The sequence below is a fragment of the Pseudomonas sp. NyZ201 genome (genome assembly GCF_049860765.1).
GTDB classification, from domain to species: domain Bacteria; phylum Pseudomonadota; class Gammaproteobacteria; order Pseudomonadales; family Pseudomonadaceae; genus Aquipseudomonas; species Aquipseudomonas bharatica.
In genome coordinates, this window is record NZ_CP187557.1 from 2,623,574 (window position 1) to 2,643,161 (window position 19,588).

Sequence of the window (19,588 nt, forward strand, 5' to 3'; positions counted from 1 at the left end):
AGAGCGCCGGCCGGGCGCCTTGAACGATCTTGCTGTCTGCTACAGGTGGCTGACCAGTTGGTGTTGCGCAGCCTGGCAGCCGTTGATTTCCATGGCCTTGTGCGCGTAGGTGACGCGCTGGCTGGCGTCCAGCCCGGCGAGCAGGCGATAGACCTCGGCCTGGAAGTCGCGCTGGCGTCCCCACTGCATGGCCAGGCCTTGTGGCCGCTCGCGCAGGCACAGCAGGCGCACGGCGGGTTGCGGGTAGTAGCCGGCATACATCGAACTGCGTGTCGACACCTGCTCCAGGGCCTGGCGATAGGTGCTGTCTTCCAGCACCTCGGGACACCAGTTGACCACTTCCAGCGCGGCCGGGGCAAAGCCCTGGGCGATGCTGGAGCGCAGCAACGGGCAGGCTTCGGCGGCGATCTGCCCGGCGGGAAGGTGGGTGATGTAATGCAGGGCCAGGCGGTATTCGGCCACCGGGTGCTGCAACAGCGCGGCGCGCTGCAGCAGGGCCACGGCCGGTTGCAGGGTCTGGTCCAGGGCCTGGACCTTGCGGATCAGTTCGCGATCGGTGGGCAGGGCATCCAGCGGCAGCGCGTTGCTCTGTGCCTCGGCCTTTTCCAGCAGCGGCAGGGCCTGGCGGTAAAGCAGGTCGGCATGCGGGTCGATAACCGGGTCGCCGGCCAGTGCCGTCAGCGGCAGCAGCCACAACAGGGAGAGCAGGGGGCGGTCAACTGGCACGGGGTTGGTCCTGCGGGGCGCAATACATGAGGTCGGGCACTGTCCATAGTGAGGGAAGGGGCTCCTGGCCGAGCATTCTAACGGGATGAGGGGCGCGCCGAAACCCGTCGCGTCGGGTAGAATCCGTTGCCATTTTTTGTCTGGCACACCAGGACCCTGTGGGAGCGGGTTTACCCGCGATAGCGTCGGTGGATTCACTACCGTCATCGCGGGTAAACCCGCTCCCACAGGGTCCGCGTAGCGTCAGCGATCATCAGCGTTCCCGGAGGACCGGTGCAGCCACAACAGGGCTTTGTCCTGACCCGCCATTGGCGGGACACGCCCCAGGGCACCCAGGTGGAGTTCTGGCTGGCCACCGATGCCGGCCCGCGCCTGTTGCGCCTGCCGTTGCAGACCTCGGTGGCCTTCATCCCGGCGCAGTACGAGGCCCGCGCCCGCGAACTGCTGCGCGGCGAGCGCGACGTGGAACTGCGCCCGCTGGCCCTGCAGGACTTCGAACACCAGCCGGTCCACGGCCTCTACTGCCGCCAGCAACGCCAGGCGATCCAGCTGGAAAAACGCCTGCGCGGCGCCGGTATCGAGGTACTGGAGGCCGATATCCGACCGCCGGAGCGCTATTTGATGGAGCGCTTCATCACTGCGCCGGTAGCGTTCAGTGGCAAGGTCGATGCCGACGGCGTTTACCTGGACGCCCAGCTCAAACCCTCCAGCGGTTACCGCCCGCACCTGAAACTGGTGTCCCTGGATATCGAGACCAGCGAGCGTGGCGAACTGTACTCCATCGCCCTTGAAGGCTGCGGCCAGAGGCAGGTGTACATGCTGGGACCGGCCAACGGCGATGGCAGCACGGTGGATTTCGACCTGGCCTGGTGCGAGACCCGTGCCGAGTTGCTGCACAGCCTCAATGCCTGGCTGGCCCGACATGATCCGGACGCGATCATCGGCTGGAACCTGGTGCAGTTCGACCTGCGTGTGCTCCACGAGCACAGCAAGCAACTGGACGTACCGCTATTGCTGGGCCGTGATAAGCAGCCGATGGAGTGGCGCGAGCACGGCAGCCGCACGCATTTCTTCGCCGCCGCCGCCGGCCGGCTGATCATCGACGGTATCGAGGCGCTGCGCTCGGCAACCTGGAGCTTCCCGTCCTTCAGCCTGGAAAACGTGGCCCAGACCCTGCTTGGCGAAGGCAAGGCCATCGACAGCCCTTACCAGCGCATGGACGAGATCAACCGCATGTTCGCCGAGGACCGTCCGGCGCTGGCGCGCTACAACCTCAAGGACTGCGAGCTGGTCACGCGAATCTTCGACAAGACCCGGTTGATGGACTTCCTGCTCGAACGGGCCACGGTCACCGGATTGCCCGCAGACCGCAGCGGCGGCTCGGTGGCCGCGTTCTGCCATTTGTATATCCCGCTGATGCACCGCCTCGGCTTCGTCGCGCCGAACCTGGGCGGGCGCGAGGGCGAGGCCAGCCCTGGCGGCTTCGTCATGGATTCGCGGCCCGGGCTGTACGAATCGGTGCTGGTTCTGGATTACAAGAGCCTGTACCCATCGATCATCCGTTCCTTCCTCATCGACCCGGTGGGCCTGATCGAAGGCCTGCGCGAGCCGAACGACGAGCACTCGGTGCCGGGCTTTCGCCAGGCGCGTTTCTCGCGGACCCGGCACTGCCTGCCAGCCATCGTCGAACGGGTCTGGCAAAACCGCGAGGCGGCCAAGCGCGAAGGAAACGCGCCGCTGTCCCAGGCCTTGAAGATCATCATGAACGCCTTCTACGGCGTGCTCGGCTCCAGCGGCTGTCGCTTCTTCGATCCGCGGCTGGCCTCGTCCATCACCCTGCGTGGGCACCAGATCATGCAGCGCACCCGGCAATTGATCGAGGCCCAGGGCTATACAGTGATCTATGGCGATACCGACTCCACCTTCGTCTGGCTCAAGAGCGCCCACGCTCCGCAGGACGCCGACCGCATCGGCAAGGCGCTGGTGGCAGGGGTCAACCAGTGGTGGCGCGACCACCTGCGCGATGAGTACGGGCTCGAAAGCGCCCTGGAACTGCAATACGAGACCCATTACACGCGCTTTTTGATGCCGACCATCCGCGGCGCCGAGGAGGGCAGCAAAAAGCGCTACGCCGGCCTCGTAAGGCGCGCCGACGGCAGCGAGGAAATGGTCTACAAGGGCCTGGAAAGCGTGCGTACCGATTGGTCGCCGCTGGCCCGGGAGTTCCAGCAGGCGCTGTACCGCAGGATTTTCCAGCGCGAGCCGTACCGCGATTTCGTCCGCGACTACGTGCAGCGCACCCTGGCCGGCGAGCTGGACGAATTGCTGATCTACCGCAAGCGCCTGCGCCGCCCGCTGGACGACTACCAGCGCAACGTCCCGCCGCATGTCCGCGCCGCCCGGCTGGCGGACGAATACAACGACAGCCAGGGGCGGCCGCGGCAGTACCAGCGCGGCGGCTGGATCAGCTACGTGATCACCACCAGCGGGCCGGAACCGCTGGAAAACCGGCGCAGTCCGATCGATTACGATCACTACCTCAGCCGTCAGTTGCAGCCGGTGGCGGACGCGATATTGCCCTTCGTCGGTGATGACTTCGCCGGCTTGATCGATCGGCAGATGGGGTTGTTCTAGAGGAATCTTTCGCTGCGAGGGTATCTTCCGCGCAGCTTCCCGCCATCGACTATCCTCCTGTCTAGGCGTGTCGGACTTTTCGTTTCGGCACGTGAGAAATTACCTTTCTGAAACCGAAAGTTACCTTTGTCCCGGGCAGTTGCCCTGCGCAGTCGTTTAGGCTCCGACCTTCGGATCTTTCCTTGAGGTCTGTAGTCATTGTTACGAGGAATGAAGAAGGAGAAACACATGCTCGTCCGGTCCCTGACCCTTGCCGTCCTGCTGGCCATCGCCGGTCCGCTGCTGGCCGATGACAACCCTCTGGATCTGGATGCGGGCCGGGCCCGTCCGCTGGTGGTCATCGCCCCGACCAGCGCCGACCCGCTGTTGCGAAGCCTCAACGAATCACTCAAGGACCCGGCGACCCAGGCCGGCTTCAAGGAGCGCGGCCTGGTGCTCTACAGCGTGGCAGGGATGATCGGCAAGCGTGACGACAAGAACCTCGAACAGCAGACCACCATGGCCTTGATCCGCCAGGTCAGCCGCGGCGCGCAGAACGGCACCCAGGTGACCCTGGTGGGCAAGGACGGCAGCAAGCACGTGCTGGACAACGACGGTTCGCTGGATATGAGCAAGATCTTCGCGGCGGTGGATGCGCTGCCGGCGGAAGAGAAGGCGATCAGCAAGCCGGAGCCCCAGGCGGCGCCAGCCGCCGCCGATGCCAAGGCGGGCAAGGCGGATGCCAAGCCGGCCAAGCCGGCAAAACCGCTGCCACCTCCGAAACCGCTGGAAGACTGAAACACGAACCTTGTGGGAGCGGGTTTACCCGCGATTACGTCGGTGATTCCACTATCGTAATCGCGGGTGAACCCGCTCCCACAGGATCCGCATACCGCTTTTGATCTCAACCGAAACGCCCGGCGCTATAGGGCGCCGGGTCGGTAAACGGTACTTCCCCACACATCATCTCCGCCACCAGCCTTGCCGTGACCGGCCCCAGGGTCAGGCCATGGTGGGCATGCCCGAAGTTGAACCACAGCCCTTCATGCCGTGGCGCCGGGCCGATCACCGGGCGCATGTCCGGCAGGCACGGGCGGCGCCCCAGCCACGGCTGTCTGTCGAGCCGCTCGCCCAGCGGAAACAGGCTGCGGGCGATCACTTCGCAGCGCTTCAACTGGATTTCATTGCCCGGATCGTCGCTGGCGGCGAACTCCACGCCGGTGGTCAGGCGAATGCCCTGGTCCATCGGCGCGATGACGAAGCCGGCCTCGACATCGCAGATCGAATGCCGGAGCGGCATGCCCGGACGCACCTGGAAGTGCATGTGATAGCCGCGCTTGCTTTCCAGTGGAATGGCGTAGCCCAGCGGCTTCAGCACCTCGGCCGCCTGCGGGCCCAGTGCAATGACCACCTCCCGGGCATCGATCGGCCCGCGCTGGCTGCTGACCTGCCAGCCCCCCCCGACCTGCCGCAGGCTGCGCGCATCGCCGTGGATGAACTGCCCGCCGCGCTGCACGAACAGGCGTGCATAGGCGCGCACCAGCGCACCGGGATTGCTTACGGTCTTGGGATCGAGCCAGTGGATGGCGCCTATGGCCGCCTGGCTCAGGCTGGGCTCCCGGGCATGCAGCTGCTGGCGGTCGAGCAGGTCGAAGGCCAGGCCGTAGGGCCCGAGATTCGCGGCATCGGCGGTGGCGGCGGCCAGGGCGCTTTGATCCCGGTACAGCTCGATCCAGCCCTCGGTCCGGACCAGCGCCTGGGCCCCGGCGGCTTCGATCAGCGGGTCGTGCTCGCTGACGCAGCGTTGCATCAACGGCTGGATGGCCCGGGTCGCGTCGGCCAGCGGGGCAGGGGCGGACTGCTGCCAGTAACGCAGCAGCCATGGCGCGACCCGTGGCAGGTAGCGCCAGTCGTAGCGCACCGCGGATTGGCGGTTGAGGCTGTAGCGAGCCAGGGTTTTCAGGTCGCGGGGAAAGGCGTAGGGCGTCACGCTGGAGCGCTGGATCAGCCCGGCATTGCCATGGCTGGTGCCGCTGCCGGGCTCGTTGCGGTCGATCAGCACGACTTGCCGTCCGCGCGCCTGCAAGTGCAGGGCGGTACTGACGCCGACGATTCCGGCACCGAGAACGAGGGTTTGGCATTGCATGCGGGTACACCTCCAGCGTGATCAGGGTTGCTACAGACTTTGACAGATAGCGGTCATCCGGAGAAAGTCCACGGGTAGCCGATCCCAATCCAATTCCAAGCAAGGGAGCTTCAGATGTCCGCACCTGCCACACGGATTCCGTTCGCCGACCTGGTGAACCTGTTGCAGCGCATCTTCGTTCGTCATGGTTGCAGTGAAACGGTGGCCGCCACCCTCGCGACCAACTGTGCCAGTGCCCAGCGTGATGGTGCCCATAGCCATGGCGTGTTCCGTATCCCCGGTTATCTTTCTACCCTGGCCAGCGGCTGGGTCGATGGCCGGGCCGAGCCCGTGGTCAGCGATGTGGCCAGCGGTTATGTGAGTGTCGATGCCGCTGGCGGGTTTGCCCAGCCGGCACTGGCTGCGGCCCGCGAACTGCTGGTGGACAAGGCGCGCAGCGCCGGGATCGCGGTACTGGCAATCCATAATTCCCACCATTTCGCCGCCTTGTGGCCGGACGTCGAGCCGTTCGCCGAAGAGGGGCTGGTGGCCCTGAGCGTGGTCAACAGCATGACCTGCGTGGTGCCCGAGGGCGCGCGGCGGCCGTTGTTCGGCACCAACCCGATCGCCTTTGCCGCGCCCTGCGCGGGCGGGGCGCCGATTGTCTTCGACATGGCGACCAGCGCCATGGCCCATGGCGATGTGCAGATCGCCGCGCGCAAGGGCGAGTTGCTGCCCGAGGGCATCGGCGTTGACCGCGACGGCAGGCCCACTCGGGACCCGGCGGCGATTCTCGATGGCGGGGCGCTGCTGCCGTTCGGCGGGCACAAGGGCTCGGCATTGTCGATGATGGTCGAATTGCTGGCGGCGGCGCTGACCGGCGGCAATTTCTCCTTCGAGTTCGATTGGTCGCGGCATCCAGGGGCGAAGACGCCGTGGACCGGGCAATTGATCATCGTCATCGATCCACGCCTGGCCCAGGGCGAGCGCTTCGCCGCGCGGGCGCGGGAACTGGTGCGGCAGATGGAGGCGGCAGGGGTGACGCGGATGCCAGGTGAGCGGCGGTTCAGGGAGCGGGAGCAGTCGGCGCGGGAAGGGGTGGGCGTGACGGCGGAGGAATGGGCACAACTGCAATCCCTAGCCTAGCGCGGACCCTGTGGGAGCGGGTTCACCCGCGATTGCGTTAGTGAGTTCACCATTGCAATCGCGGGTAAACCCGCTCCCACACGGGCCGCGGTGTTTTTTCGATTCATGCACTCATGCACAAAACCCTTGCACCAAGGGCATGTTCCTGCACCGCGAGTCCGGGTATGCTCGACACACTTTGTTCGATTCATCCTGCCCCAAGGAGCTGTGCGCTGTGTTCAAACATGTCGATGCCTATGCCGGTGACCCGATTCTGTCGCTGATGGAGACCTTCAAGACCGATCCGCGTGCCAACAAGGTCAACCTGAGCATCGGCCTGTACTACGACGCGGCCGGCGTGGTGCCACAACTGGCAGCCGTGGGCGAGGCGGAGAAGCGCCTGGCCGACAAGCCCCACGAAGCCTCCCTGTACCTGCCGATGGAAGGCCTGGCCGGGTACCGCCAGGCCATCCAGAACCTGCTGTTCGGCGCCGATCACCCGGCGGTGACCAGCGGCCGCGTCGCCACCGTGCAGACGGTCGGCGGTTCCGGCGCGCTGAAGGTCGGTGCCGACTTCCTCAAGCGCTATTTCCCCGAGTCGCAGGTATGGGTCAGCGATCCGACCTGGGACAACCACCGTGCCATCTTCGAAGGTGCCGGGTTCAAGGTGAATACCTACCCGTACTTCGACCAGGCCTCCCGTGGCGTCGACTTCGACGGCATGCTGGCTACCCTGCAGACCCTGCCGGCCAACAGCATCGTCCTGCTCCACCCGTGCTGCCACAACCCCACCGGCGTCGACCTGACCCAGGCCCAATGGCAGCAGGTGATCGAAGTGGTCAAGGCGCGCGAGTTGATCCCGTTCCTCGACATCGCCTACCAGGGCTTCGGCGAAGGCCTGGTCGAGGACGCCTTCGCCATCCGCGAGGCCGCCCGTGCCGGCGTAGCGTGCCTGGTCAGCAACTCCTTCTCGAAGATCTTCTCGCTGTATGGCGAGCGGGTAGGAGGGCTGTCCGTGGTCTGCGACGATGCCCAGACCCAGGCCAGCGTACTCGGCCAGCTCAAGGCCACCGTACGCCGCAACTACTCCAGCCCGCCCACCTTCGGTGCGCAACTGGTGGCCACGGTATTGAACGATGCCGGGTTGAATGCCCAATGGGCAGCGGAAGTCGAGCAGATGCGCCTGCGTATCCTGGAGATGCGCCAGGGCCTGGTGGATGCGCTGGCGGTGTTGTTGCCGGGTCAGGACTTCTCGTTCTTCCTCAGCCAGCGCGGCATGTTCAGCTACACCGGCCTGAGCGTGGCCCAGGTGCGCCGTCTGCGCGACGAGTTCGGCGTATACCTGATTGACAGCGGCCGGGTGTGCATGTCGGGGTTGCGCCCTGACAACCTGCAGCAGGTGGCGGAGGCGATCGCTGCGGTTCAGTAAGTCTTGAGGGCCCTATCGCTGGCAAGCCAGCTCCCACAGGATCCGCGGCGCACGCGGTCTCTGTGGGAGCTGGCTTGCCAGCGATGAGGCCATCAGCAACACCTCAAAATCCTGCTGTCTATGCACCGCAAAGGTGCAACCATTCCTCGGACAGGGCTTTGCAAGTGCAACCTTTCAGCGCACAATCGCGCCCCTCTTTTATGGCCGGGGTGTGCTGAGGCGTCTATTCAGCCACTTGCGGCGCTGTTGCAGTCTTGCGAGTGGAGCTTCACCCGGAATGAACGAGCAGTCCCCGAGCGTTGAACAACGCTTCGAATCCACCCCGGCCGCGAGCCTTGCGCGCTGGGACCGTCATGACACCACCTGGATGCTTGGCCTGTTCGGCACCGCGATCGGCGCCGGCACCCTGTTCCTGCCGATCAACGCCGGCCTCGGCGGCTTCTGGCCGCTGCTGATCCTGGCGCTGCTGGCCTTCCCGATGACCTACTACGCCCACCGCGGCCTGACCCGCTTCGTCCTGTCCGGACGCAACGGCGGCGATATCACCGAAGTGGTGGAAGAGCACTTCGGCCTGAGTGCCGGTGCGATGATCACCGTGCTCTACTTCCTCGCCATCTTCCCGATCCTGCTGATCTACTCGGTGGCCCTGACCAACACCGTCGGCAGCTTCATGGAGCACCAGCTGCATATCCAGCCGCCTCCGCGGGCGCTGCTGTCGTTCGTGCTGATCCTCGGCCTGCTGGCCATCGTACGCTGCGGCGAGCAGGCCACGGTCAAGGCCATGAGCCTGCTGGTCTACCCGTTCATCGTCGCCCTGGCGTTCCTCGCGGTGTTCCTGGTTCCGCACTGGAACGGCGGCATCCTCAGCACCGCCGGCGATGTGCCGAGTGGCGGCGCCTTCCTGCACACCCTGTGGCTGGCGATCCCGGTCATGGTCTTCTCCTTCAACCATTCGCCGATCATCTCGGCCTTCGCTGTCGACCAGAAGCGCCGCTACGGTGCCCATGCCGACGAGCGCAGCGGGCAGATCCTGGCCCGTGCCCACCTGCTGATGGTGGCGATGGTGATGTTCTTCGTGTTCAGCTGCGTGCTGACCCTGTCCCCGGCGCAACTGGCCGAGGCCAAGGCGCAGAACCTGTCGATCCTGTCGTACCTGGCCAACCACTTCAGCAACCCGACCATCGCCTTCGCCGCGCCGCTGATCGCTTTCGTGGCCATTGCCAAGTCGTTCCTGGGGCACTACATCGGCGCCAGCGAGGGCCTGAAAGGCATCATCCTCAAGACCGGCAAGCGACCTGCGGCCAAGACCCTGGACCGGGTGACCGCCGCGCTGATGCTGGTGGTGTGCTGGATCGTCGCCACCCTCAACCCGAGCATCCTCGGCATGATCGAAGCCCTGGGCGGCCCGGTGATCGCGGCGATCCTGTTCCTGATGCCGATGTACGCCATCCGCAAGGTCCCGGCGATGCGCAAGTACAGCGGCAAGGCGTCGAATGTGTTTGTTGTGGTTGTCGGCCTGGTGGCGCTGTCTTCCGTCGTCTATTCGCTGCTGCCCTAACGCGAAACCCTGTGGGAGCGGGTTCACCCGCGATTACGTCAGTGAATTCACCAACGTAATCGCGGGTGAACCCGCTCCCACAGGGGCCAATCAAGGCGGGCATGATTGTTCGGCTTTAAATCGGCAGATTGTCCACAAGAAACGTCCGACAATTCAACAATTTGCATTGCCCCATAGGTGCCGGCGCACTTTCGTGCTTAACTCTGGGTCTTTTCAACCCCGCATAAGGACTCCGCTCATGGCTCAAGTGACTCTCAAAGGCAATCCGGTTCAGGTCAAAGGCGAACTGCCGAAGGCCGGCGCCCAGGCGCCTGCGTTCTCCCTGGTTGGAGAAGGCCTGGCCGACAAGTCGCTGAAGGACTACGCCGGCAAGCGCAAGGTGCTGAACATCTTCCCGAGCGTCGATACGCCAACCTGCGCCACCTCGGTGCGCAAGTTCAATGCCCAGGCCAACGACATCGCCAATACCGTGGTGCTGTGCATTTCCGCCGACCTGCCGTTCGCCCAGGCCCGCTTCTGCGGCGCCGAAGGCCTGAGCAACGTGCAGAACCTGTCGACCCTGCGCGGCCGCGAGTTCCTCGAGAACTACGGCGTGGCCATCGCCGACGGCCCACTGGCCGGCCTGGCTGCCCGTGCGGTAGTGGTCCTGGACGAGAACGACAAGGTCCTGCACGCCGAGCTGGTGGGCGAAATCGCCGAAGAGCCGAACTACGACGCGGCCCTGGCGGTCCTGAAGTAAGGCAAGCGGCACGACGATCCTGCAACACCCTGAAACGGCCTGGCTTAGTCCAGGCCGTTTTTATTTAAAGTTCAGAAACTTGGCAACGTCAGTTATCGGTAAATTGCCGGTAAAGGCGCTTTGCTAAAACGCTTGGAGTGCTTATCGTTCAGCCTCCTTCAAAGTTTCCTGCGTACTCATGGTCGAGAACCCGATGCAATCTTCCTCCCGTTCCTCCCGCCGCTGGCTCCTGAGCCTGTTGATCCTGCTGGTCATCGCCGGCCTGTGCTGGTGGCTCTGGCCCAGCGCACAGTCCCACACCACGCCGGCCGCCCAGGGCGAAGCCAAAGGCAATGCCGGTGGTCGCCGCGGCGCCATGGCCGGGGTCGGCGGCGGCCGCCCGGGCTTCGGCTCGTCCACTGCCAGCGTTCCGGTGCGGGTGGCCGCGGCCACGGTTGGCGACTTCCCGGTCTATTACAAGGCGCTGGGGACCGTGACCGCGACCAACACGGTCAATGTGCGCAGCCGGGTGGCGGGGGAACTGGTCAAGGTCTACTTCAAGGAAGGCCAGCAGGTGAAGGCCGGCGACCTGCTCGCCGAGATCGACCCGCGCAGCTACCAGATCGCCCTGCAGCAGGCCGAGGGCACCCTGGCGCAGAACCAGGCGCAACTGAAGAACGCGCAGATCGACCTGGCCCGCTACAAGGGCCTGTATGCCGAGGACAGCATCGCCAAGCAGACCCTCGACACCCAGGCCGCGCTGGTCGCGCAGTACGAAGGCACGATCAAGACCAACCAGGCCGCGGTGGGCGACGCCAGGCTCAATCTCGACTTCACCAAGATCCGCGCCCCGATCTCCGGCCGTCTCGGCCTGCGCCAGCTCGACCTCGGCAACCTGGTGGCGGCCAACGACACCACCGCCCTGGTGGTGATCACCCAGACCCAGCCGATCACCGTCGCCTTCACCCTGCCGGAAAACGAGCTGGACACCGTGCTGGCCCGCTTCCGTACCGGTACGCCGCTGCCGGTGGAGGCCTGGGACCGTGGCGACACGCGCCAGCAGGCCACCGGCGTGCTGGCGAGCATCGATAACCAGATCGACATCACCACCGGTACCCTCAAGTTCAAGGCGCGCTTCGAAAACCGCGACGAGGCCCTGTTCCCCAACCAGTTCGTCAACGCCCGGCTGCTGGCCGACACCCTCAAGGACGTGGTGCTGGCGCCGGCGGCGGCGATCCAGTTCGGCAGCAACGGCACCTTCGTCTATGTCATCGACGACGAGAACAAGGTGCATATCCGCAACCTCAAGGTCGGCGCCAGCGATGGTGAACGCACCGTGGTCAAGGAAGGCCTGGCCAAGGGCGAGCGGGTAGTGCTGGAAGGCACCGACCGCCTGCGCGATGGCACCAAGGTCGATGTGGTGGACGACCCGGCCAAGGTCCCGACCACTCCCGGCCAGCACCTGCAAGGCCAGGACAAGCCCGAGGTCTCCGAAGCCCCGGCATCCAGCGGCAAGGCCGGCGCATGAACCTTTCGCGCCTGTTCATTCTCCGCCCGGTCGCCACCACCCTGAGCATGCTGGCCATCGTCCTGGCCGGCCTGATCGCCTACAAGCTGCTGCCGGTGGCGGCGCTGCCCCAGGTCGATTACCCGACCATCCGGGTCATGACCCTGTACCCCGGCGCCAGCCCGCAGGTGATGACCAGCGCGGTGACCGCCCCGCTGGAACGCCAGTTCGGGCAGATGCCGGGCCTGGAGCAGATGGCCTCGACCAGCTCCGGCGGCGCCTCGGTGCTGACCCTGCGCTTCAGCCTGGAAATGAACATGGACGTCGCCGAGCAGCAGGTACAGGCGGCGATCAACGCCGCCAGCAACCTGCTGCCCAGCGATCTGCCGGCGCCGCCGGTGTACAACAAGGTCAACCCGGCCGATACCCCGGTGCTGACCCTGGCGATTTCATCGAAGACCATGCCGCTGCCCAAGCTCAACGACCTGGTCGATACGCGCATGGCGCAGAAGATCGCCCAGATCAGCGGCGTCGGCATGGTCAGTATCGCCGGTGGCCAGCGCCAGGCGGTGCGGATCAAGGTCAACCCCGACGCCCTCGCGGCAGCAGGGCTGAACCTGGCCGACGTGCGTACCCTGATCGGCGCGTCCAACGTCAACCAGCCCAAGGGCAACTTCGATGGCCCGACCCGGGTGTCGATGCTGGACGCCAACGACCAGCTGCGCTCTCCCGAGGAATACGCCAACCTGATCCTCGCCTATAACAACGGCGCGCCGCTGCGCCTGAAGGATGTCGCCGAGATCGTCGATGGTGCCGAAAACGAGCGCCTGGCCGCCTGGGCCAACCAGAACCAGGCGGTGCTGGTGAATATCCAGCGCCAGCCGGGGGCCAACGTGATCGAGGTGGTGGACCGGATCAAGACCATGCTCCCGGAAATCACCGACAACCTCCCGGCCGGCCTGGACGTCAGCGTGCTCACCGACCGCACCCAGACCATCCGCGCCTCGGTGCGCGACGTGCAGCACGAACTGCTGTTCGCCATCGCCCTGGTGGTGATGGTGACCTTCCTGTTCCTGCGCCGCGTCAGCGCCACCCTGATTCCGTCCATCGCCGTGCCGCTGTCGCTGATCGGCACCTTCGGCGTCATGTACCTGGCCGGCTTCTCCATCAACAACCTGACCCTGATGGCCCTGACCATCGCCACCGGTTTCGTGGTGGACGACGCCATCGTCATGCTGGAGAACATCGCCCGCCACATCGAGGAAGGCGAGACGCCCCTGCAGGCCGCGCTCAAGGGCGCGCGGCAGATCGGCTTCACCCTGATCTCGCTGACGTTCTCGCTGATCGCGGTGCTGATCCCGCTGCTGTTCATGGCCGATGTGGTGGGGCGGCTGTTCCGCGAGTTCGCCATTACCCTGGCGGTGGCGATCCTGATTTCCCTGGTGGTATCCCTGACCCTGACCCCGATGATGTGCGCGCGCCTGCTCAAGCGTGAACCCAAGGAGCAGGAGCAGAGCCGCTTCTACCGGGCCAGCGGCGCCTGGATCGATTGGCTGATCGAGCATTACGGCCGTGGCCTGCAATGGGTGCTCAGGCACCAGCCGCTGACCCTGCTGGTGGCGGTGGCGACCCTGGGCCTGACCGTGCTGCTGTATATCGCCGTGCCCAAGGGTTTCTTCCCGGTGCAGGACACCGGGGTGATCCAGGGCATTTCCGAGGCGCCGCAGGCCACGTCCTTCGCCGCCATGAGCCAGCGCCAGCAGGAACTGGCGGCACTGATCCTCGAGGACCCGGCCGTGGACAGCCTGTCGTCCTATATCGGCGTCGATGGGGACAACGCCACGCTCAACAGCGGGCGCTTCCTGATCAACCTCAAGCCCCACGGCGAGCGTGACCTGACCGCCGCCCAGGTGATCGCCCGCCTGCAACCGCAGGTCGACCGCCTCAGCGGCATCCGCCTGTTCATGCAGCCGGTGCAGGACCTGAGCATCGAGGACCGGGTCAGCCGTACCCAGTACCAGTTCAGCCTGTCGTCGCCGGATGCCGAGCTGCTTTCGCACTGGAGCGGCAAGCTGGTGCATGGCCTGCAGCAATACCCGCAACTGACCGACGTCGCCAGCGATCTGCAGGACAAGGGCCTGCAGGTGTTCCTGGTGATCGACCGCGACGCCGCCAGCCGCCTTGGGGTGACCGTTTCGGAAATCACCAACGCCCTGTACGACGCCTTCGGCCAGCGCCAGATCTCCACCATCTACACCCAGGCCAGCCAGTACCGCGTGGTGCTCCAGGCCGAAGCCGCGGCCACCCTCGGGCCCAAGGCGCTGGACGGCATCTATGTCAAGACCACCGCCGGCAGCCAGGTGCGCCTGTCGGCCCTGGCCCATGTCGAGGAGCGCCAGGCGCAACTGGCGATTTCCCATATCGGCCAGTTCCCGGCGGTGACCCTGTCGTTCAACCTGGCCGAGGGCGTGTCCCTGGGCGAGGGCGTGCAACTGATCGAGCAGGTGCAGAAGGACATCGGCATGCCGCTGGGCGTGCAGACCCGCTTCGAGGGCGCGGCGCAAGCCTTCCAGGCCTCGCTGTCGAGCACATTGCTGCTGATCCTCGCTGCCGTGGTAACCATGTACATCGTGCTTGGCGTGCTCTACGAGAGCTACATCCATCCGGTCACCATCCTCTCGACCCTGCCTTCGGCGGCGGTGGGCGCCTTGCTCGCGCTGATCCTCAGCGGCAACGACCTGGGCATGATCGCCATCATCGGCATCATCCTGCTGATCGGCATCGTCAAGAAGAACGCGATCATGATGATCGACTTCGCCCTGGAGGCCGAACGCAACCAGGGCATGGAGCCGCAGAAGGCCATCTACCAGGCGGCGCTGCTGCGCTTCCGGCCGATCCTGATGACCACCCTGGCGGCGCTGTTCGGTGCGGTGCCATTGATGCTCGCCAGCGGTTCCGGTGCCGAGCTGCGCCAACCGCTGGGCCTGGTGATGGTCGGTGGCCTGGCCCTGAGCCAGGTCCTGACCCTGTTCACCACGCCGGTGATCTACCTGTACTTCGATCGCCTGGCGCGGCGCTTCAAGCCGCAGCCAGCGGCCAGCGGGGAGCAGGCATGAGCGTCATGGCCGTGATGAGCGGGAGCCTGTCGTGAACCTCTCCGCGCCTTTCATCCGTCGCCCGGTGGCGACTATGCTCCTGAGCCTGGCGATCATGCTCCTCGGTGCGGTGAGCTTCGGCCTGTTGCCAGTGGCGCCGTTGCCGAAGATGGACTTTCCGGTGATCGTGGTCTCGGCCAGCCTCCCGGGCGCCAGCCCCGAGGTGATGGCGGCGACCGTGGCCACGCCGCTGGAGCGCAAGCTGGGCACCATCGCCGGGGTCACTACCCTGACCAGCAGCTCCAGCCAGGGCTCGACCCGGGTCATTCTCGGCTTCGACCTGGACCGCGATATCGACGGCGCCGCGCGGGAAGTGCAGGCGGCCATCAATGCCGCGCGCAACCTGCTGCCCAGCGGCATGAAAAGCATGCCCACCTACAAGAAGATCAACCCGTCGCAAGCACCGATCATGGTGCTGTCGCTGACCTCCGACGTGTTGCAGAAGGGCCAGCTCTACGACCTGGCCTCGACCATCCTGTCGCAGAGCCTGTCGCAGGTGGCCGGGGTAGGGGAGGTGCAGATCGGCGGCAGCTCGCTGCCGGCGGTGCGCATCGAGCTGCAGCCGAAGATGCTTGCCCAGTACGGCCTGGCCCTGGAAGACGTGCGCGAGAGCGTGGCCGCGGCCAACCAGCGCCGGCCCATGGGCTTTATCGAGGACGCCGGGCGCAATTGGCAGGTGCGGGCCAACGACCAGCTGGAAAAGGCCAAGGACTACGAACCGCTGGTGATCCGCTACCAGGACGGCTCGGTGCTGCGCCTGAGCGATGTGGCGAAGGTCAGCGACGGCGTGGAGAACCGCTACAACAGCGGCTTCTTCAACGACCAGGAAGCGGTGCTGCTGGTGATCAACCGGCAGACCAACGCCAACATCATCGAGACCGTGGCGCAGATCAAGGAACAGCTGCCGGCCCTGCAATCGCTGCTGCCGTCCAGCGTTACCCTGAACATCGCCATGGACCGCTCGCCGGTGATCAAGGCGACCCTCAAGGAAGCCGAGCACACCCTGTTGATCGCCGTGGTCCTGGTGGTGCTGGTGGTGTACCTGTTCCTCGGCAATTTCCGCGCCTCGCTGATCCCGACCCTGGCGGTGCCGGTGTCGCTGGTGGGCACCTTCGCGGTCATGTACCTGTGCGGTTTTTCCTTGAACAACCTGTCGCTGATGGCGCTGATCCTTGCCACGGGCCTGGTGGTGGACGATGCCATCGTGGTCCTGGAGAACATTTCGCGGCATATCGAGGACGGCCAGCCGCCCCTGCGCGCGGCCTATCTCGGAACCCGCGAGGTAGGCTTCACCCTGCTGTCGATGAACGTCTCGCTGGTGGCGGTGTTCGTCTCCATCCTGTTCATGGGCGGCATCGTCAACGCGCTGTTCCGCGAGTTCTCCATCACCCTGGCGGCGGCGATCATCGTCTCCCTGGTGGTGTCCCTGACCCTGACCCCGATGCTCTGCTCGCGCTGGCTCAAGCCCCATGACCCTGCGGCGGGGCAGACCCGCCTGCAACGCTGGAGCGAGCGGGTCAACCAGCGCATGGTCGCTGGTTACGACCGCAGCCTCGGCTGGGCCCTGCGTCATCGGCGCTTGACCCTGCTCAGCCTGTTCGTCGCCATCGGGGTGAATATCGCCCTGTACGTGGTGGTGCCCAAGACCTTGATGCCCCAGCAGGACACCGGCCAGTTGATGGGCTTCGTGCGCGGTGACGACGGCCTGTCGTTCAGCGTGATGCAGCCGAAGATGGAGATCTACCGGCGTGCCTTGCTCGCCGATCCGGCGGTGCAGAGCGTGGCCGGTTTCATTGGCGGCAACAGCGGCACCAACAACGCGATGGTCCTGGTGCGCCTGAAGCCGATCAAGGAACGCAAGCTTTCGGCCCAGCAGGTGATCGAGCGCCTGCGCAAGGAAATGCCCCTGGTGCCCGGCGGACGCCTGTTCCTCCAGGCCGACCAGGACCTGCAACTGGGCGGAGGCGGTCGCGACCAGACCACCTCGCAGTACCTCTACACCCTGCAAAGCGGTGACCTGGGGGCATTGCGCAACTGGTACCCGAAGGTGGTCGCGGCCCTGCGTGCGCTGCCCGAACTGACTGCCATTGACGCCCGCGACGGCGGCGGCACCCAGCAGGTGACCCTGGTGGTCGACCGCGACCAGGCCAAGCGCCTGGGCATCGACATGAACATGGTCACTGCCGTGCTCAACAACGCCTACAGCCAGCGGCAGATCTCGACCATCTACGACAGCCTGAACCAATACCAGGTGGTGATGGAGATCAACCCGAAGTACGCCCAGGACCCGAGCACCCTGGAGCAGGTCCAGGTGATCACCGCCGACGGCGCGCGGGTGCCCTTGTCCACCTTCGCCCGTTACGAGAACACCCTGGCCGATGACCGGGTCAGTCACGAAGGGCAGTTCGCCGCGGAGGACATCTCCTTCGATATCGCTGAGGGCTACACCCCGGACGTAGCCCTGGCGGCGGTGGAGCGTGCGGTGGCCGCGGTCGGTTTGCCCGAAGACGTCATCGCCAAGCTCGGCGGCAATGCCAATGCCTTCGTCAAGACCCAGCAGGGCCAGCCGCTGATGATCCTCGGCGCACTGGTGCTGGTGTACCTGGTGCTGGGCATTCTCTATGAAAGCTACATTCACCCGTTGACCATCCTCTCGACCCTGCCCTCGGCGGGCGTCGGCGCCTTGCTGACCCTGTACGTCACCGGTGGCGAGTTCAGCCTGATCTCGTTGCTGGGGCTGTTCCTGCTGATCGGCGTGGTGAAGAAAAACGCCATCCTGATGATCGACCTGGCCTTGCAACTCGAGCGCCACGAGGGCCTGGACCCCGAAGAATCGATCCGCCGCGCCTGCCTGCTGCGCCTGCGGCCGATCCTGATGACCACCCTGGCGGCGATCCTCGGTGCCCTGCCGTTGCTGCTGGGCAATGCCGAGGGCTCGGAAATGCGCCAGCCATTGGGCCTGACCATCATCGGCGGCCTGGTTTTCAGCCAGGTCCTCACGCTCTACACCACCCCGGTGGTCTACCTCTACCTGGACCGCGCCCGCCACCGCTTCAACCGCTGGCGCGGCGTGCGCACCGATGCCGCTTTGGAAACCCCGCTATGAGCCAACGCCTGCTTCTTTCCGATTCTTCGCTGATGCGCCTGCTCGGGGCCCGTGGCTCGCGCCTGCTGGCGGCCGGCCTGTGCGTGGCGATGCTCAGCGCCTGCACCCTGAGCCCGGATTACCATCGCCCGGCCATGCACACCGACGTGCCGTTCAAGCATGCCGAGGGCTGGACCCAGGCTACGCCGTCCGACACCCTGGCCCGTGGAGCCTGGTGGGAGCTGTATGGCGATGTGCAACTCAACGCGCTGGTCGCCGAACTCAATGCCAACAACCAGACCGTGCGCCAGTACGAGGCCCAGTACCGCCAGGCCCAGGCCCTGGTGCGCAGCTCGCGGGCCTCGCTGTTCCCCAGCCTCGATCTCAGCGCCAGCAAGACCCGTTCGAGCCAGGGCACCGGGAGTTCGAGCTCCAGCCTGAGCAACAACAGCAGCGGGATCCGCGACACCTACAGCGCGCAACTGGGGGTGAGCTGGGAAATCGACCTGTGGGGCAAGCTGCGCGAGGGGCTCAACGCCAACGAGGCCAGCGCCGAGGCAAGCTTCGCCGAAATGGCCTCGATCCGCCTGAGCCAGCAGTCGGAATTGGTGCAGAACTACCTGCAACTGCGGGTGATCGACCAGCAGAAGCGCTTGCTCGAAGCGACCCTGGCGGCGTACCAGCGTTCGCTGAAGATGACCCAGAACCAGTACCAGGCCGGGGTGTCCGGCAAGGACGCGGTCGCCCAGGCGCAAACCCAGCTCAAGACCACCGAGGCCGACCTTGTGGATCTGGTCTGGCAGCGTGCGCAGTACGAGAACGCCATCGCCGTGTTGCTGGGCAAGGTGCCGGCGGAGTTTTCCCTGGCCGCCACCGATACTATTCCGGCCCTGCCGCAGATTCCGCTGTCGCTGCCGTCGCAGTTGCTGGAGCGCCGTCCCGATATCGCCGCCGCCGAGCGCAACGTGATGGCCGCCAACGCCAATATCGGCGTGGCCCGGGCCGCTTATTTCCCGGATTTGAGCCTGAGCATGAACGGCGGCTACAGCAGTAGCAGTTTCAGCAACTGGATCAGCCTGCCCAACCGCTTCTGGTCGGTAGGGCCGAGCCTGGCCATGACCCTGTTCGACGCCGGCAAGCGCTCGGCCGAGGTAGACCGTACCGAAGCGGTGTACGACCAGACCGTGGCGCAGTACCGCCAGACCGTGCTGGATGGTTTCCGCGAGGTGGAAAACTACCTGGTGCAGCTCAAGGTGTATGGCGATGAGGCGGTGGTGCGTCAGGAAGCGCTGGAATCGGCGCGCGAATCCCTGCGCCTGACCGAGAACCAGTACAAGGCCGGGCTGATCGGCTACCTGGACGTGGTGAATGTGCAGACCACGGCGCTGAGCAACGAGCGCAGCGTACTCAACCTGCTGCAGGGCCGGCTGGTGGCCAGTGTCCAGCTGATTGCCGCGCTGGGCGGTGGGTGGGATGGGCAGATGACCGCGGCGCAGGAGTAGCGCCTTCTCTTGGCCGACGCGGACCCTGTGGGAGCGGGTTCACCC

The 19,588-nt window shown here is 65.6% G+C and carries 12 protein-coding genes; 10 read left to right on the forward strand and 2 right to left on the reverse strand.

What is annotated here, in order from left to right; translation table 11 throughout:
• Positions 1–39 precede the first annotated feature (39 nt).
• Complete coding sequence (locus tag ACPFMA_RS11655; protein WP_425930233.1) at positions 40–726, reverse strand: sel1 repeat family protein; 687 nt, start codon at positions 724–726, stop codon at positions 40–42.
• A 273-nt stretch (positions 727–999) separates the two neighbouring features.
• Between ACPFMA_RS11655 and ACPFMA_RS11660 the strand changes: the two genes are divergently transcribed.
• Both ACPFMA_RS11660 and ACPFMA_RS11665 read left to right on the forward strand, forming a co-directional pair.
• Positions 1,000–3,360: a DNA polymerase II gene (locus tag ACPFMA_RS11660; protein WP_425930234.1), complete on the forward strand. Its 2,361-nt coding sequence runs from the start codon at positions 1,000–1,002 to the stop codon at positions 3,358–3,360.
• A gap of 228 nt (positions 3,361–3,588) precedes the next feature.
• Positions 3,589–4,137: a DUF4174 domain-containing protein gene (locus ACPFMA_RS11665; protein ID WP_064303076.1), complete on the forward strand. Its 549-nt coding sequence runs from the start codon at positions 3,589–3,591 to the stop codon at positions 4,135–4,137.
• A gap of 106 nt (positions 4,138–4,243) precedes the next feature.
• Here ACPFMA_RS11665 and ACPFMA_RS11670 read toward each other — a convergent pair whose 3' ends face one another.
• Positions 4,244–5,485, reverse strand: a complete 1,242-nt coding sequence (locus ACPFMA_RS11670; RefSeq protein WP_425930235.1) for an NAD(P)/FAD-dependent oxidoreductase — start codon at positions 5,483–5,485, stop codon at positions 4,244–4,246.
• Between the two features lie 114 nt (positions 5,486–5,599).
• On the opposite strand from ACPFMA_RS11670, the gene ACPFMA_RS11675 reads away from it, so the two are divergent.
• The 8 genes from ACPFMA_RS11675 to ACPFMA_RS11710 all read left to right on the forward strand — a co-directional run bounded on the left by ACPFMA_RS11675 (position 5,600) and on the right by ACPFMA_RS11710 (position 19,543).
• Positions 5,600–6,610 (forward strand): Ldh family oxidoreductase, encoded by a 1,011-nt coding sequence (locus ACPFMA_RS11675; RefSeq protein WP_425930236.1) that lies wholly within the window; start codon positions 5,600–5,602, stop codon positions 6,608–6,610.
• A gap of 214 nt (positions 6,611–6,824) precedes the next feature.
• Positions 6,825–8,018 carry an aromatic amino acid transaminase gene (locus ACPFMA_RS11680; RefSeq protein ID WP_425930237.1) on the forward strand — a complete coding sequence of 398 codons (1,194 nt, stop codon included), beginning with the start codon at positions 6,825–6,827 and terminating at the stop codon, positions 8,016–8,018.
• Between the two features lie 277 nt (positions 8,019–8,295).
• Positions 8,296–9,576, forward strand: coding sequence for a serine/threonine transporter (locus ACPFMA_RS11685; protein WP_425930238.1), 1,281 nt, complete (start codon positions 8,296–8,298; stop codon positions 9,574–9,576).
• 238 nt (positions 9,577–9,814) lie between these two features.
• Positions 9,815–10,315, forward strand: coding sequence for a thiol peroxidase (gene tpx, locus ACPFMA_RS11690; protein ID WP_009400333.1), 501 nt, complete (start codon positions 9,815–9,817; stop codon positions 10,313–10,315).
• A gap of 178 nt (positions 10,316–10,493) precedes the next feature.
• Positions 10,494–11,822, forward strand: a complete 1,329-nt coding sequence (locus ACPFMA_RS11695) for an MdtA/MuxA family multidrug efflux RND transporter periplasmic adaptor subunit (RefSeq protein ID WP_420059441.1) — start codon at positions 10,494–10,496, stop codon at positions 11,820–11,822.
• Positions 11,819–14,917, forward strand: a complete 3,099-nt coding sequence (locus ACPFMA_RS11700) for an MdtB/MuxB family multidrug efflux RND transporter permease subunit (protein ID WP_425930239.1) — start codon at positions 11,819–11,821, stop codon at positions 14,915–14,917. Before ACPFMA_RS11695 ends, ACPFMA_RS11700 begins: the two co-directional genes overlap by 4 nt.
• A gap of 31 nt (positions 14,918–14,948) precedes the next feature.
• Positions 14,949–18,062 (forward strand): efflux RND transporter permease subunit, encoded by a 3,114-nt coding sequence (locus ACPFMA_RS11705; protein WP_425930240.1) that lies wholly within the window; start codon positions 14,949–14,951, stop codon positions 18,060–18,062.
• Positions 18,059–19,543, forward strand: a complete 1,485-nt coding sequence (locus tag ACPFMA_RS11710) for an efflux transporter outer membrane subunit (RefSeq protein ID WP_425930241.1) — start codon at positions 18,059–18,061, stop codon at positions 19,541–19,543. Before ACPFMA_RS11705 ends, ACPFMA_RS11710 begins: the two co-directional genes overlap by 4 nt.
• The last annotated feature ends 45 nt before the right edge of the window (positions 19,544–19,588 follow it).